A 14,249-nucleotide genomic window follows, 5' to 3' on the forward strand; every position below is an offset into this window, starting at 1 on the left:
AGCAGTCTGCCTATAGCCAATCACGGGGAGACTGCTGTAAAACACTCCCGAAAAGTTGATCAGTCTTTTCGGAGATCTCTAGGCGAATTTATGGAATTTGAGGCATATGCCCCATCTTCGCCTTATGGTAACGATAGCCTTTCAGAATGAGGGTTCACAAATAACCGCAAGCTGGATTTAGAGAAGAGTTAATCAACTCGCCTTACGGTTGTTCTACGAGTTTTGACAGCGGAGTTATATTTATGATTGCATCTCAGGCGATCTCTTTTGGTAGGATTGGCAAAAGCCTCGCAATTGCGGCAGCGCTTTTTATTGTTTCTGTCCCACTGACAGCGGAACACTCCGCCGCTCAAACAGCCCAGCAGGCACAGCCAGTCGCGCTGACCAACGTGCAAGCCATTGACGCCGTTAGCAAGTATTTCAACTCTGTTCGCAACATGCACGGCAAATTCGTGCAGTTTGGCCCAACCGGCGGGCGTGTAGAAGGCCAGTTCTTCATCAGCCGCCCGGGCAAAGTCCGCTTCTACTACAACAAGCCTTCTACACTCGATATCATTGCTGACGGCAGCATGGTTTCAGTGAAGGACCGTAAGTTGCAGACACAGGACATCTGGCCTCTTTCCCAAACACCGCTGCGCTTCCTGCTGGCTGATAAAATCGACCTCAAGACAGACGCCAATGTAACCAACGTGGCTGTTGAACCAGATCTCATCACAATCGCGATCGACGATAAAACCCGTTTCACATCTGGCCGCCTGACGCTGATTTTCGACGCAAGGAACTACAAGCTCAAGCAATGGACTGTACGCGACGCACAGGGTTACGACACGTCTGTTGCAATCTATGACGTGACTGAGAACGGCGCGACCAACCCGGATCTGTTCAAGATTGATTACATCGCGAATTCCCGTCAGCGACGCGGCAACAACTAGAGCCTTAAGCAAAATTCTGATGTATGAAGAGGAGTGCTTCGGCGCTCCTTTTTTATTAGCTTGAGAACTTGAATGCAGTTTATCCCTGTTGCGCCTGACCTGCCGAACCTCCCTCTTGCCCCACGCTTGCTTGCAGAACTGTGTCAGGAGAAAGGCATCAAACTCGCCCTCGACAGCGAGTTCTTCTATTTCGGCTATATCGAAACAGGCGGCGGCAAACGTTTTCCCATCAAGGGCGGTGCTTTCGCACTCAATAGCTATGCAGCTGGAGAAGCTGCACGAGACAAGGATTTCTGCGGTCGCCTGCTACAGGACGCTGGCCTGCCCACCCCAAACTTCAAACTCATTCATTCAGACAAAGCCATCAGGCACCTAAGCACTGCCAACCCACATGTCGCCAAAAGCCTGAATACGCTCACAGGTGCAGGCGAGATCGCTCAGTCACTGGGCTATCCGGTTTTCATAAAACCCAATGAAGGCACCCAGGGCGTTGGCGTTCAGAAGATTTCTGATGAGGCGGAACTCATCTCCCACCTGACAAACGCTTTGCGATCCAACGACCGCATGCTGATACAGGAAGCTGTCTCAGGCCGTGACTACCGCGTGATTGTACTTGATGGAACCATTCTGGCCATCATCGAACGGCGTCCTCTCTCCATCATCGGAGATGGCACCAGCACCATTGCAGAACTATTGGCTGCAAAAGTCAAAACCCTCACCACCCGCAGCGGCGGCTATAAGGTTGAAAACGACGACCCGCGCATCCTCAAAGCCATTCAGGAAGCAGGCTACGATTTGGCAACCACTCTCCATAACGGAGAATTCCTGCAGCTCCTCTCCAACGCCAACCTCTCAACCGGTGGTGAAGCGGTCGACGTCACCGACCTAGCCTCACAACGCTTCAAAGATCTGGCCGTGGAAGCTGCACGTGTATGCGGCTTGCGCTATGCAGGCGTCGATATCCTTTGCGATGACCTCAGCAAAGGCGACGCACCAGCAAACGTCTTGGAACTAAATGCAGGCCCCGGCCTCACCAACTTCTGGCAGGCTTCCCCAAACCATCATCATCGCATTAGAGCGGTCTATCGGGGTGTTTTAGAGGCCATGCTGGAAAGCGCTTAACGGCAGCCCAAAAGCAAAATGGCGGGAAATTCCCGCCACTTCCAACATCAATCAAAGACGTGTCTTACCAAGCGCCGAGCTTGGTCTCTGGCGTGTACTTCTCACCATCAACATGCTTGACCACAGCCTGACCACAAATGGTAAGGCCCTGAGTTGCGTCATAAGTCATGGTTGGAGAGCCCTGCAGTTCCCAACCTTTGTTGAGCGCTTCAGTGACGCGGTGACAAAACTTTGCAGAATCCGGTTCGGTGATGAGGCGGTAAAGGCGCATGTTTATTCCTTTAAATTCTTCTGGTGTGGGCGGGAACCTACCAGCCACACCTATCAGATACCAGAGGTTAAAACGTGCGCAGAGTTCAAATTTACGCGTTCACGTGCCGCTTGATAGCCTCAGCAATCGCAACCGTTTTGCGGCCAATATCTGCATGCAGACGCTCAACCATCTTGCCGTCAACCTGCACGGCGCCTTTGCTCTGGTTTTCTGGCAGCTCAAACTCGGCAATCATCTTCTTCGCCCACTCAACATCCGCCTTACTCGGCGCAAACGCAGTGTTGCAAGGCCCAAGCTGCTTCGGATGAATCAACGTCTTTCCATCCAGCCCCATCTCTGCCCCCTGCTTACATTCTTCTGCAAAGCCCTCAAGGTCAGAGAAGTTGTTGTAAACGCCATCCAGAATATCCGCACCACCAACACGCGCTATCGCCAGGAAGGTCATCAGCCAAGGCATCAAAACAGCACGGCCCGGTAGGATTTGCGCACCGCTCTCCTTGCTCAGATCATTGGTGCCGATGATGAATACGTCCAGACGATTATGCGGGTCCTTGGCAGCCTCAGCAATTTCAGAGGCATTAAGGATCGCACCGGGTGTCTCAAGCATCGCCCAGATGCGAACACTGTCAGTACCCTGCTCTGTCAGATAATCAGCAACGGGCTTGATATCAGCAAGGCTTTCCACCTTCGGCAGAAGCACAGCATCCGGCTTGGCAGCAACAGCCGCTCTCAGATCTTCCTGGCCCCAGGGGGTCTTCATCCCATTGATACGAATAACAAGCTCACGATGCCCGTAACCGCCACCAGCGACAGCCTCACACACCTGGGTGCGTGCCATCTCTTTGGCGTCAGGCGCAACAGCGTCTTCAAGGTCCAACAGCAGCACATCCACATCCAGCCCTTTGGCCTTTTCCAGTGCCCGTGCGTTTGAACCTGGCATGTAAAGCGCACTACGACGCGGTCTGATACTGTGAACTTGCTCTGAGCTAGACATGACACTTCCTGTTGCGTTGCAAAATCAGGCTGAGTTTAGAGACCTCAATCCGCCTTCACTACTCACCATTCGTGCTATTTGCGAGTTTTGAACCGTCAAACACTAGGTCTTTGGCCGCAATAATAGCATCGATGAAAATCAAGCCAGCCTCAGGAATTAGGCATCCCACAAAATTCCAAGCCCTATGAGACTTTCACACCTTGATTTTAAGGGATTTTTGGGGTCACTCTATAACGCAAAATCAAACGAAGGAACGGGAAGAGGTATAATGGCTGATCTTTCTTTTAGAGCCTTAAAACCCGGTGACGCACCAGACTTGGCCCCTCTCATTGCAGAGAATGCGCAAGCTCTTAAGCGCGGTGCTCCACGTCGCCCGGACGAAGTCTTTTCCGAGCGCCTGCTCGAAGACAAGTCCATCGAAATCATTGGTGCATTCGAAGGCGAGACACTGGTTGGCTTTGCCGCTTTCTTTGACATTCCAGACCTGATCTCTGGCCTGCGCATTGGCCAGCTGGATGATATCTACGTCGTGCAGAACCACCGCCATACCGGCATCGGTCGCACTCTTGTGGAAGAAATCTCCAGGATCGGTAAAGAACGTGACTGGCTTCACGTCCGCTGGCTGGTGCCAAACAAAAACAAGGTCGACAACAGCCTCTTTGAAAATCTGGCAGAACCAGACGACAAAGACAGCTTTATCGTCCCGATTGACCGTCTGGCTCTCGCATAAACCAAAAGCGGCTCTTACGAGCCGCTTTCTTTTATGATCAACTGAGGCACAGGCCCCAGATCAAAGAACGCGATACGAGCACGCCCATTCTCTATGGTCACTGGGATCTTGAGCGTCGGCACGCCATTTACCGCACTTCCCTGCCCAATACTCATCGCAGTCTTTTGCAGCGATTCAAGCATCTTGGAGCCTTGTGGGAACAATGGTCGCAACACATCCTCCAGCTGATGAATACCAGTGATCACCAGTGGCAGCGTTCCATTCAAACGCCCCTGACGGTCAATCACCAGATCACCACCCGTGTTGACGGAAAACTCGCCGCTTTTCAGCTGCAAGCTGGAGAGGTTGACCTTTAATTCTTCATCAACCATCAAATCAGCAATATTGCGAACTTTGCCGTCCAGAAGCTTTGAACCCTCCGGCAACTGAATAACAAGGCTGATATCCAGCGGCACATCATCAGACACTTTACCTGCTGTCAGGCCATTGACCTGCACAGCCAGATCAAGCGCGTCCTCATTGCCTTCAACGCGGCGCATATGCGCTTCTGTCCGCTCAGCATTCAGCTCAACAGACTGCTCGCCAATGGTGTAAGTCAGCTTCGGCTCTTTAAAGACGGCGTCAATTTTAGCAGGCTTACTGTTTTCAGCCACCACGCTCGCCTGAGCCGTTTTCCAATGCGCAGAGTATGCAGGCCCCTGCTGGCCAAAGTTTGCCTCGGCGGGGCCAGTCGCCTCAAAGATCACATGGGTCGGGTTATAAGCCAGCGCTACACCGCGTAACTCATTGATAAAGTACCACTCTCCGTTCTTGTCCATGCGGAACGGGGTACAGGTCAGTTCAAATCGGAACGGGTAACCGCCAAGTTGCTGGTCACCACATTCAAGACTTCCGCCGTCTGCTTCAGCAACCTTCACACCGTTGCGAATAACGTCAGAAACAATACCGCGCCCAACTGCCCAATAGGCGGACCACCCGCCAATAATCAAGGCGACAAGGATCGCCAAAACGAAATACGCCGACTTTCTTGGAGGCCGGGATACTTTTGGTTCAGTCATCTACTCTCCGTTACCCTCACACAGTGCTGTGAGTTGCATGCTGATTACGAGCCTGATAGGCGTGTCACTCAAAGAATTCTACGAGAAAATAGTTATGCGAGATTTATGGATATTTGGCTACGGCTCACTAATTTGGCGCCCTGGCTTTACTTTCGAGCAAGCAGTCCCCGCAATCTTGCATGGCGTTCATAGATCTCTCTGTGTGTATTCATGGGTTCATCGCGGGACTCAAGACAACCCTGGACTGGTATTTGGGCTGGATAAAGGCGGTGCTTGCATCGGCATGGCATTCAGGGTCTCACCAGAAAACTGGCAGCACACACTTGGGTATCTCCGCGAGCGTGAACAGCAAACCATGGTGTATCTGGAAACACACCGCCGTGTCCGTTTGCTGGACGAGGAAGGCACCAAAGTTCGTGCAGTCACATTCGTTGCAGACCAGAAACACGAGCAATATGCAGGTGCGTTACCGCTAAAAGACCAATTGCAGATTGTAAAGGGGGCTGTGGGTCAGTCTGGCGCAAATCCGGAGTATGTACTCAACACTCACGCGCATATGAAGGAAATGGGTATTAAAGACCAGAACGTAGAATGGCTGGCACGACAACTCTCGATATAGCTTCAGGTTTCGACTACTCGTCTTCCTGCTTGATATAAGAAAAGATCCCCGTACGCAGATCATTGTGAGCGCGATCCCTCTCCGCGCTGTCTTCTGCCAGAAGATGTACGTATGCACCCTGCGAAGGTTTCAGCGCAGGCATTGGGGTCTTTTCATTCGACATACCCAAAAACCCGAGCCAGACAACGGCTTCGCTCTTCTTGTCTGTGATCAGAACAAGGTTCTCCGCATAGTCAGAAACCTCTTCCGGAGAGATCCGGGTAAAGAGGTAACGATGCCCGGATGCACCAGACCAGTATTTAAACTGGCTGCCAGCACCTAGCTCCTCTGACACGCGTGGAGACCTGCCACTTGGCAAGCGATCATCAAACAATGAGTACTGCAACGCACTCTCCTGATTTCTCCTGCTATTTCCCATAGTACTTTATAGAACAAACTGCGAACATGTTACAAGTTAAGCCAGAGCATTGTCAAAAAAAGAAGCCGCCTTTAAGGCAAAGGCGGCCTTCTTCCTTTGAAACATCTGATTTCCACGCAAAATCTTTATTTTTTCTTATATTCTGCCTGCCGTACACGGGCTTCTTTGATGATAACGTTATCCGGCGTATCTTTTTCGGCTTCATCCAGCAAACGGTCGGAGGCAGTCTCGATCCGTTCCTGCAACAACTTGAAGAACTCTTCCGGTGGCAAGCCCGGCTGAATAGGCTCAAGGATCTCTGCTTTGATCGTGCCAGGGAAACGGAAGAACCGGCGACGCGGCCAATAAACACCTGAGTTAAGAGCAATCGGAACAATCGGACAGTTCAGCGTCTTATAAAGGTGCACTATACCATATTTGTATTGTGGCTCAGCACCAGCAGGACGGCGTGTTCCTTCAGGGTAGATGATGATATTGCGGTTTTCCGCAATCGCCTCAGCGGCCCGTCTACCCATGGCAGCAAGGGCCTTACCCTTTTTACCACGATCAACAGGGATCTGGCGGAACTTCATCAGATACCATCCGAAGAACGGCACCCAGCGCAGCTCACGCTTCAAAATAAACGTTGGCTGGCGATAATACTCAGCAAGCGCAAATGTTTCCCATGCAGACTGGTGCTTGGAAACAATGACACAGCCGGTATCTGGCAGGTTTTCGATGCCTGTGATCTCAGATTTTACACCACCAACCCAACGCAACAGAAACTTCTCTACACGGCCCCAGAATGGCAGCAGCCACCAGCAATACCGGACAGGAAGCACAAACAAAAACATACATGCGATCATAATGATCAGGGTGCTGATGTAAAAAAGCACGTTAAAAAGAACGGAACGCAGGACGAGCATAGGACCTTCACAACCATTTCCACCTGACACTATGCCAAGGTGAATTCAGATTTCATCTTACGAAATTAAGAGGAGTGTTTTACAGGGAATACAGCGTCCAGCCCAACTCGCAGCCGAACGAGGATATACTTCACATATTCGCGTAGGAGAAGCTTTGTTATCGAAGAACTTTCATACCAATGCTCTAAATCCAGCTCTTTATGGTAGACAGGACTTGGGTAAAGCTCAGCATCCGGCAGCCGAACTTGCAATTCGGCCAATGCTCTAGGCATGTGATAGGCACTGGTAACGACCAACAGTGAGCTGAACTGATTTTTTCGCACCCAGTTGGCAGTTTCCTCAGCATTCCCGATGGTATTGAGCGCTTTTCGGTCCAGATCAACGCAGCAATCAAACAACCACATGCGTTTGGAATTAAGCCGCGCAATCTGCTTTGCACTGGTTGATGGATGAACGCCTGAGATCAAAAGACGCTTCGCGCTTCCCACTTCCAGAAGATCCAGACTTTGCGAAATCCGGTCTCGACCACCCGTCAAAACAACAATGCCATCAGCATGTTTGGGTACAACGGCCTGCACAGAGGGCTGCAAAACTTCCACAAACCACAAGAAGCCAGCAGCAAAAACGACAGAGCAAATCAGAAACAACAAAAAGAAAAAACGGACACTGCGCCGGACAAACGACTTCCGGCCAGGGCGTTTATCAACGCTGGCTGGTACCGGCTCTTGCTCACCGGTTGCTTTAAATTTAGCCGCTGTGTCGCGCGTATTCAAAGAATGCTCCATGATGTCGCTACAATGCTTATAGCCACAAACCTGAACGAATATTTTCCTGACTACATATCAGAACTGGCGAAAATGGAAAGAAAACGACACTTAATCCATATTTGCCAAATGTCTGTGGACAGCCAGACGAGACGTCAGGGCGGTCAAGACCGCAACAAGCACCACAACAGCAACAATTCCAACGTACCCAATCGCACTCACCTGCACCGCCCCAAACAGGGCCTGCACCTGATTACCACTAACGGAAGTGATGTCCGAGCTGCCAAAGAAGCCCATAACCAGAAAGCTCAGTGCGGCAATCGTACCGCCAATGACCCCGCCTTTAAGCCCTAACACCAGGAAGTGACGTTGAAACTCCGAGGCAATAAAGCTGACCTCCGCGCCAACAAAGTGCAGCACCTCAACCACATCCTTGTTACCGGACATAGCAGCCTGCGTCGCAAAAATGACGGAGAGCACCATGGAAAACAGAACGAGCACCAGAATACCAAAACCCACAAGCACAGCTGTGTTCGCCATAGCTGAAAGCTGACGGTTCCAGACACGGTGATCATCCACCGACGCTGCACGAATATCCTGCTCAATCTGAGCCTTCATATCTGCCAGATTAAGCAGCTCAGGATCATCTATCTCCACCAGAACAAGACGCGGAACCGGAAGCTCTTCCAGTTCAAGCCCCTCCCCAAGCCAGGGCTGAAGCAATCCCTTGGTTTCTTCATCAGAAAGAGCGCGCGCGTCTCCAACACCGGGAAACTCGCGAACAAGAGCCAGCGTGCGATCAATCTCCTGCAGCATGTTCACGCCATCCGCAGGACGGATCTGCACAGTGACCTCACGCACCAGATCATTGGTCCAGTCATTCGCCGCATCATTGACGATGGCCACAAATCCAACGGTCAGGCAGGCCAGAAAGCTCATGATCGCCACAACAAGCATCAGGGCCTGACCGGAGATCGCCTGCGGTGGAACAATCGGGGCAGGTCTTTCTTTGAGCTTAAACCGTAACCCGGAAGGTTTCGCACCCGCCGCTTTTTTGACCGGACGACCACCCTTGCCTTTTGGCGGTCCTTTCCGCGGCTTGCCAGGCCTTTTTTGCCCAGCTGGCACACGTTTTGGCCCGGACTTTGGGCCAGACATTGGCGGTTCTCTTCTTTGCTGAGTATCAGTCATGAACAGCCAACCGCCCGTCGTTGAGGATAAGATGCCGAGCTTCCACCTGCTCCAGCAAATGGAAATCGTGGGTTGCGATCACCACGGAAGTGCCAAGCCGGTTCAACTCAATGAACAAACGCAGCAAACGGCGGGCAAGCGGCGGGTCCACGTTACCTGTCGGCTCATCCGCAAGCAAAACTTCAGGCCGCGTGATCAACGCCCGCGCAATAGCAGCACGCTGCTTTTCACCACCGGAAAGAACAGGCGGCAGCACATGCATACGGTCACCAAGTCCCACCCATTTCAGCAAATCAATCACATCAGGACGGTATTCTGCCTCGGATTTCCCCGCAACACGGTGTGGCAAGGCCACATTCTCGTAGGTGGTCAGGTGATCCAGCAACCGGAAATCCTGAAACACCACACCAATCCGGCGGCGCATAGATGGCAGCTCAGCCTTTGCGATCTTAGTGGTGTCTTTGCCAAAAACAGAAATCAACCCGCGAGTGGGGCGCATAGAAAGGAATAACAGGCGCAGCAAACTGGTTTTGCCCGCACCTGAAGGACCAGTGAGAAACTGAAAAGATTGCGGCTCAATGGAAAAGGTCAAATCCCGAAGTACTTCAGTGCCCATGCCATACCGAAGTCCCACATTCTCAAAGCGTATCACCGAAAATTCCCCTAGCAGACGTTAGGTTTCGCCTTATCAGAAAAATGAGGCCAAACTCGTGCAAATCACTCTAAAAAATAATTTTCTCGCGTTCAATTTTTGACTGAACTTACCCCTGCAAATTTATGCGAGCCTGTTCCTTTGGATATCCCTCGAATAAATTAACACTTCATTAAGGATATAGAGGTCCTCATACTTCAGATAGTATAAATTCTAGTCACTCAACCTGACGTGAAGCACCTGTATTTAGGCTAGTCAAAGCCTACGCAGTTGAGTACTTGTGAGTATATTGCATATTTGGTGGCTCTGAGACGTGTTCCCGACAGCCTCCTTCGGCTCTCGAAGACGAATACGCTAGAAAATGAAGGATTTAAGCGGCTTGTCCATTCCTTTTAAAGGCCAACCGCTTTTGGACCACGCTCGATGAAAATTATCTGCCCTCAATGTAATACTGCCTACGAGATCCCAACGGACAAAATTGGAGAGACTGGCCGCAAAGTAAAATGCGCCAGCTGCAATCATATCTGGCAGGTTACACCAGAGGTAGAGGACGATTGGGCTGCTGCACTCGATGCTGAGCCCGAAGTACACAACAATTCAACACCCGATGATGACCGCAAAGAGCCCTCATTCTCCGAAAGCTTAGATGAAAGCGATTGGGCTGGTCTCGGCGATAAAGCAGATCGTCACGAAGCATTTTCAGAAGACGACCTTGTAGGAAAACCCAAGGAAGAACCTTCAGATTCAAGCGGTTCTATGGGCAAGGACACCGGCACTCAGTCCAGTGACAAGGCCGGCAACTCCTATGAGGCATCAGAAGAACCAACGGGTTCTGAAGAGGATAAACCCGACGATAAAAAGAAATCTGAAGGCGCCTCTCAAAAGTCCAACCGAAGATCTAGAAAAAAAACCAAGTCATCCCGCAAATCAGGTGTTATAAGCGCGAAAGGCCTGCTGGGCGCAAGTCTTCTTGCTGCTTCACTCGCACTCTGTTTTTCAGCTGTGCACTACCGTGAATCAATCGTAAGAACCTTCCCCGATTTGGCTGGTCTTTACCAGTTGGCTGGTATGACCGTAAATCTGCGTGGTCTTGTGTTTAAGGATCTGAGAACATTCCGTGAGGTGGACGACGGTTCCGTCGTGCTTGTTGTGGAAGGTTCTGTAGAAAATATTACAAGAAGCGAGACGTATATTCCGGCGATTAAGCTGGCGTTGCGCTCACTGGACACGCAAGAGATACACTCCTGGATTGTTGAGCCAAGAGAAGACTGGCTTGCACCAGGTGATAAAACCCGGTTCAGAGCTCGGCTAAACAATCCGCCAGAGCGAGCCGCCGACATTCAATTGCGCTTTGTTGAGCGCCAAAAGAAAAGAGCGAGCATTAGATGACCGGTAACCCGGAAATCCGCGTGCTGTTTGATGAAGAAGCAATCGCGGCACGCGTAAAAGCCGTCGCAGAAGCTATCTCACAGGACAAGCCTCACAATCTCCTCGTAGTAGCGGTCTTGAAAGGAAGCTTCATTTTTGCAGCTGACCTTGCCCGTGCTTTGCACAGAGCAGGTTCCGTTCCGGAAATGGAATTTTTACACCTTTCAAGTTATGGAAGTGGAACGGTGTCGTCAGGAGAGGTAAAAGTCCTCCGCGATATCGAAAGCGACGTGACCGGAAGAGACGTCATCTTGGTCGATGATATTCTTGAATCCGGCCGCACTCTGAAGTTTGCACGCGACATGATCGCCGAACGTGGAGCCAAGTCTGTCCGGATTGCTGCACTCCTGGACAAACCGAACCACAGAAAAGCCGATGTTAAATCGGATTATACGGGCTTTGATTGTCCGGATAAATTCGTCGTCGGCTACGGCATGGACATGGGGCATGCATGGAGACAGTTGCCATTCATCGGCTACGTGCCGCAGGAAGGTGACGACTAACTAGGGGGGCTATAATGGCTCACATACTTCTGACGGAAGACGATGATGCGGTCCGCGCCTTTGTAAAACGTGCATTGGAGCTGGACGGGCACAAAGTGACCGCCGTAGAAGATGGCGCCGAAGCCGCTCTTGTACTGCTGCAACAGCAGGGCAGGTTTGACCTTCTGCTCTCCGACATCAGAATGCCGGAGATGGATGGTATCGAACTTGCGATGCAAAGTAGCGCTCGCTATCCGGGCCTGCCAATCCTTTTGATGACCGGTTACGCAGACCAGCGTGAACGCTCTGAAGAAGTCGGTAAATGCGTGAAGGACGTTCTGACAAAACCATTTTCACTGGTGGAAGTCAGAAAAGCCGTCACCACTGCCTTGGCAGAAGAAGAAGAAGGCTCTCAGCAAACCGCGTTTGCTTAAAGCCCTTCCCCAATAAAGTTTCAAGAAACGCGATCCCTCTTCCGAGCGGTCGCGTTTTGTTTTTTCAGTCTCAAGCGCCAAACCTAAATTCAACACGCTGTACAAAATCAGGGTTTCCTGATTTTCTACGCGCATATTTCATTGTTGGTTTTGAGTGAGCTTTCCCATGGAACAAGAGACTTCTGCCCTTCAACAAGCAATGATGCGTTTGGAAGATCCGGCAGCGCCCCTTCCTCCTGTAGCAAAGTACTATGCAGCCAGCCGAATATATTCAGCGGTAGAAAGCTGTTTCGCACATTGGGAAAACATCCCGGAAACCAGCAACGCAGATCTCTACTTTCGCTATCTAGGTGCATTGGAAGACGTCGAAGATCGCCGTGGCTTCCTGCTCGCAACGCAGAGCTATCTGGCTCGCCTTGAGAACGCGCATACCCACTTCATTGATTTCACGCTCTTGCAAAACTCAGGTTTCGGGTTCTGGGCACGCCCCCTACCCGTATCAGCCTCAAAGCGCGCATGGACTGTTTGTGGCTCAACCCGCACAGACATCAAAACCGGAGACATCATAGAGCAGGTCAACAACCTTCCTGCTAATGAGTTCTTTGCAGGGTACACAAAGCTTGTCAGCGCCTCAAAGCCAGAAGCGGCAGAACGCAACCTGCTGCTATTCAATAGCTTTCTTTTGCCAAACCAACTCAACATCACACTTCACGACGGGCAAAGCCTGCAGATCACCCGCGCAGGACACAAGCATCCGCTTTCATATCTCAAAGCATTTGAACTCGACACGTCGGGAAAGCATCCACGCCTGATCATCCGCAGCTTCTCAAAACCAGAGTACGAGGAACAAGCTCTCGCCTTCCTAAGCCAGATCGACAATCAGTCCCCACTCATCCTTGACTTACGTGGCAATGGCGGCGGCAACACACCCATGAAGCTCATGAAAAATCTCTGCCTGGAGCCGATCGCAATCTGGATGGAACGAACACCTCAGATCACCGGACTGGAGAAGGCTGAACAAGGCGTGGCTGCATGGCAAAACGGAGAACTCTCCGCACATCACACCCAGCCCAACGCTGAAACAACGCCCATGCATCTCCTCACAGACGGCGAGACCTTCCCAGCCAGTGCCACACCGTTTCGAGGAAAGCTGATTGTTCTGATTGATGTTGGCAGCGGCTCAGCAACCGAAGATCTCTTGATACCTCTAAAACATTCCGGACGCGCAACAATCGTTGGAGAAGCGTCCGCGGGCTCAACCGGACAACCCTATTTTGAGGCACCTCTGCCCGAAACACAGCTTACAATCTCGGCAAAGCGTACTGATTTTCCAGATGGGATAAGGTTCGAAGGAGTTGGGATACATCCGGATTATCCAGTTATGCCAACACCAGAAGACATCCGCCAAGGCAACGACCCTGCCCTCACACTTGCACAGCAACTACTCAGACAAGCCGTGACCAGCTAAGCCAATCTCTAACGTCCTCGTCCAGCTCCAGCTTACCAGCCGATGCTTGCGGACCTTTAATCAGTCGCCTTATCAGACGGGCGCTTCTCATAAAATTCCAGCGTGTGCAGGCTCATATCAGCATATTCAAAAAGCATGTTGCGGGAGAACCCACGCCGGATCAGGACATAAAGCCCCTCAAGGATCATCACATAGAAGATCAGAAGCTTCTCAATATCATCAGGGTCTTTAAGTTCACTCTTCAGATCCATGAATTTCAGGCGGAAATGCTTCACACCCTCCTGATAATACATCGCAAACTTCGCCAGCAGCTCCTCGTCAAACAACGCCATATTGTCGAGCACACAAAACTTATCACCGTGCTTGCTTTCACGATGACCGACACAGATATCGATGAACTCATATAGCACCGCTTCGATAGCCGAATGCAGATTAGAGTGCAGCGAAATCGTGCTTTTCAGTTCTGCAAAAATGCTGTTGAGCCACCACAGCAAAACCGCAGCGCAGAAGTCCTGCTTAGTCGTGAAGTGTTCTTCCACATACGCCCGATGTGGTCCACAGGCCTCATAGAAGTCTTCCATGGAACAGGCTTGCAGCCCTTTAAGCACAAACACCCTGATGCAGTCATCCATCACCTCTTCGATGATGTGTGACAGAACTTCAGGTTTGTTTGGATCTGTCTGGCTCATGGCGAAAGTATAGGAGCTAAAGCGGGCACGACAATGAAGGAGCCGCCAAATGGCAAAGAAAACTGGAAGGACCGACATCGCGATCAATCTAG

At 51.2% G+C, this 14,249-nt stretch carries 17 protein-coding genes; 8 read left to right on the forward strand and 9 right to left on the reverse strand.

Annotated features, from left to right (window positions below):
• Window positions 1–242: 242 nt before the first annotated feature.
• On the forward strand, window positions 243–932 hold the full coding sequence (locus PsW64_RS05740; RefSeq protein WP_063302989.1) for an outer-membrane lipoprotein carrier protein LolA: 690 nt from the start codon (window positions 243–245) through the stop codon (window positions 930–932).
• A 72-nt stretch (window positions 933–1,004) separates the two neighbouring features.
• The gene (locus PsW64_RS05745) at window positions 1,005–2,054 is read left to right on the forward strand and encodes an ATP-binding protein (protein ID WP_063302990.1); all 1,050 of its coding nucleotides are present in this window, start codon (window positions 1,005–1,007) and stop codon (window positions 2,052–2,054) included.
• 64 nt (window positions 2,055–2,118) lie between these two features.
• Here PsW64_RS05745 and PsW64_RS05750 read toward each other — a convergent pair whose 3' ends face one another.
• Window positions 2,119–2,325, reverse strand: a complete 207-nt coding sequence (locus PsW64_RS05750) for a DUF1737 domain-containing protein (RefSeq protein ID WP_057464660.1) — start codon at window positions 2,323–2,325, stop codon at window positions 2,119–2,121.
• 91 nt (window positions 2,326–2,416) lie between these two features.
• The gene (locus tag PsW64_RS05755; RefSeq protein ID WP_063302991.1) at window positions 2,417–3,319 is read right to left on the reverse strand and encodes an HpcH/HpaI aldolase/citrate lyase family protein; all 903 of its coding nucleotides are present in this window, start codon (window positions 3,317–3,319) and stop codon (window positions 2,417–2,419) included.
• A 268-nt stretch (window positions 3,320–3,587) separates the two neighbouring features.
• Between PsW64_RS05755 and PsW64_RS05760 the strand changes: the two genes are divergently transcribed.
• Window positions 3,588–4,049 carry a GNAT family N-acetyltransferase gene (locus PsW64_RS05760; RefSeq protein WP_057464658.1) on the forward strand — a complete coding sequence of 154 codons (462 nt, stop codon included), beginning with the start codon at window positions 3,588–3,590 and terminating at the stop codon, window positions 4,047–4,049.
• 14 nt (window positions 4,050–4,063) lie between these two features.
• Here the strand turns inward: PsW64_RS05760 and PsW64_RS05765 are convergent, their stop codons facing one another.
• The gene (locus PsW64_RS05765) at window positions 4,064–5,107 is read right to left on the reverse strand and encodes a DUF2125 domain-containing protein (protein ID WP_057464657.1); all 1,044 of its coding nucleotides are present in this window, start codon (window positions 5,105–5,107) and stop codon (window positions 4,064–4,066) included.
• A 94-nt stretch (window positions 5,108–5,201) separates the two neighbouring features.
• On the opposite strand from PsW64_RS05765, the gene PsW64_RS27010 reads away from it, so the two are divergent.
• Complete coding sequence (locus PsW64_RS27010) at window positions 5,202–5,726, forward strand: gamma-glutamylcyclotransferase (RefSeq protein ID WP_082597033.1); 525 nt, start codon at window positions 5,202–5,204, stop codon at window positions 5,724–5,726.
• Window positions 5,727–5,739: 13 nt separating this feature from the next.
• Here PsW64_RS27010 and PsW64_RS05775 read toward each other — a convergent pair whose 3' ends face one another.
• From PsW64_RS05775 to ftsE, 5 genes are all read right to left on the reverse strand, one after another.
• Window positions 5,740–6,111 carry a hypothetical protein gene (locus PsW64_RS05775; protein WP_208980588.1) on the reverse strand — a complete coding sequence of 124 codons (372 nt, stop codon included), beginning with the start codon at window positions 6,109–6,111 and terminating at the stop codon, window positions 5,740–5,742.
• A gap of 158 nt (window positions 6,112–6,269) precedes the next feature.
• Complete coding sequence (locus PsW64_RS05780) at window positions 6,270–7,049, reverse strand: lysophospholipid acyltransferase family protein (protein WP_063302992.1); 780 nt, start codon at window positions 7,047–7,049, stop codon at window positions 6,270–6,272.
• A 65-nt stretch (window positions 7,050–7,114) separates the two neighbouring features.
• The gene (locus PsW64_RS05785) at window positions 7,115–7,822 is read right to left on the reverse strand and encodes a YdcF family protein (protein WP_208980590.1); all 708 of its coding nucleotides are present in this window, start codon (window positions 7,820–7,822) and stop codon (window positions 7,115–7,117) included.
• Between the two features lie 102 nt (window positions 7,823–7,924).
• Window positions 7,925–8,971: a cell division protein FtsX gene (locus tag PsW64_RS05790; RefSeq protein ID WP_063302994.1), complete on the reverse strand. Its 1,047-nt coding sequence runs from the start codon at window positions 8,969–8,971 to the stop codon at window positions 7,925–7,927.
• Between the two features lie 25 nt (window positions 8,972–8,996).
• Complete coding sequence (gene ftsE, locus PsW64_RS05795; RefSeq protein WP_057464653.1) at window positions 8,997–9,656, reverse strand: cell division ATP-binding protein FtsE; 660 nt, start codon at window positions 9,654–9,656, stop codon at window positions 8,997–8,999.
• A 423-nt stretch (window positions 9,657–10,079) separates the two neighbouring features.
• On the opposite strand from ftsE, the gene PsW64_RS05800 reads away from it, so the two are divergent.
• The 4 genes from PsW64_RS05800 (at window position 10,080) to PsW64_RS05815 (ending at window position 13,468) form a co-directional block, all read left to right on the forward strand.
• Window positions 10,080–11,045: a zinc-ribbon domain-containing protein gene (locus tag PsW64_RS05800; protein ID WP_063302995.1), complete on the forward strand. Its 966-nt coding sequence runs from the start codon at window positions 10,080–10,082 to the stop codon at window positions 11,043–11,045.
• On the forward strand, window positions 11,042–11,587 hold the full coding sequence (hpt, locus tag PsW64_RS05805) for a hypoxanthine phosphoribosyltransferase (RefSeq protein ID WP_057464651.1): 546 nt from the start codon (window positions 11,042–11,044) through the stop codon (window positions 11,585–11,587). Before PsW64_RS05800 ends, hpt begins: the two co-directional genes overlap by 4 nt.
• A gap of 14 nt (window positions 11,588–11,601) precedes the next feature.
• The gene (locus tag PsW64_RS05810; RefSeq protein ID WP_057464650.1) at window positions 11,602–12,000 is read left to right on the forward strand and encodes a response regulator; all 399 of its coding nucleotides are present in this window, start codon (window positions 11,602–11,604) and stop codon (window positions 11,998–12,000) included.
• A 166-nt stretch (window positions 12,001–12,166) separates the two neighbouring features.
• Window positions 12,167–13,468, forward strand: coding sequence for a S41 family peptidase (locus tag PsW64_RS05815; RefSeq protein ID WP_063302996.1), 1,302 nt, complete (start codon window positions 12,167–12,169; stop codon window positions 13,466–13,468).
• A 56-nt stretch (window positions 13,469–13,524) separates the two neighbouring features.
• Here PsW64_RS05815 and PsW64_RS05820 read toward each other — a convergent pair whose 3' ends face one another.
• The gene (locus PsW64_RS05820) at window positions 13,525–14,157 is read right to left on the reverse strand and encodes a TetR/AcrR family transcriptional regulator (RefSeq protein WP_063286458.1); all 633 of its coding nucleotides are present in this window, start codon (window positions 14,155–14,157) and stop codon (window positions 13,525–13,527) included.
• Window positions 14,158–14,249: the final 92 nt, after the last annotated feature.

This window comes from Pseudovibrio sp. W64, from assembly GCF_001623145.1.
Lineage (GTDB): Bacteria > Pseudomonadota > Alphaproteobacteria > Rhizobiales > Stappiaceae > Pseudovibrio.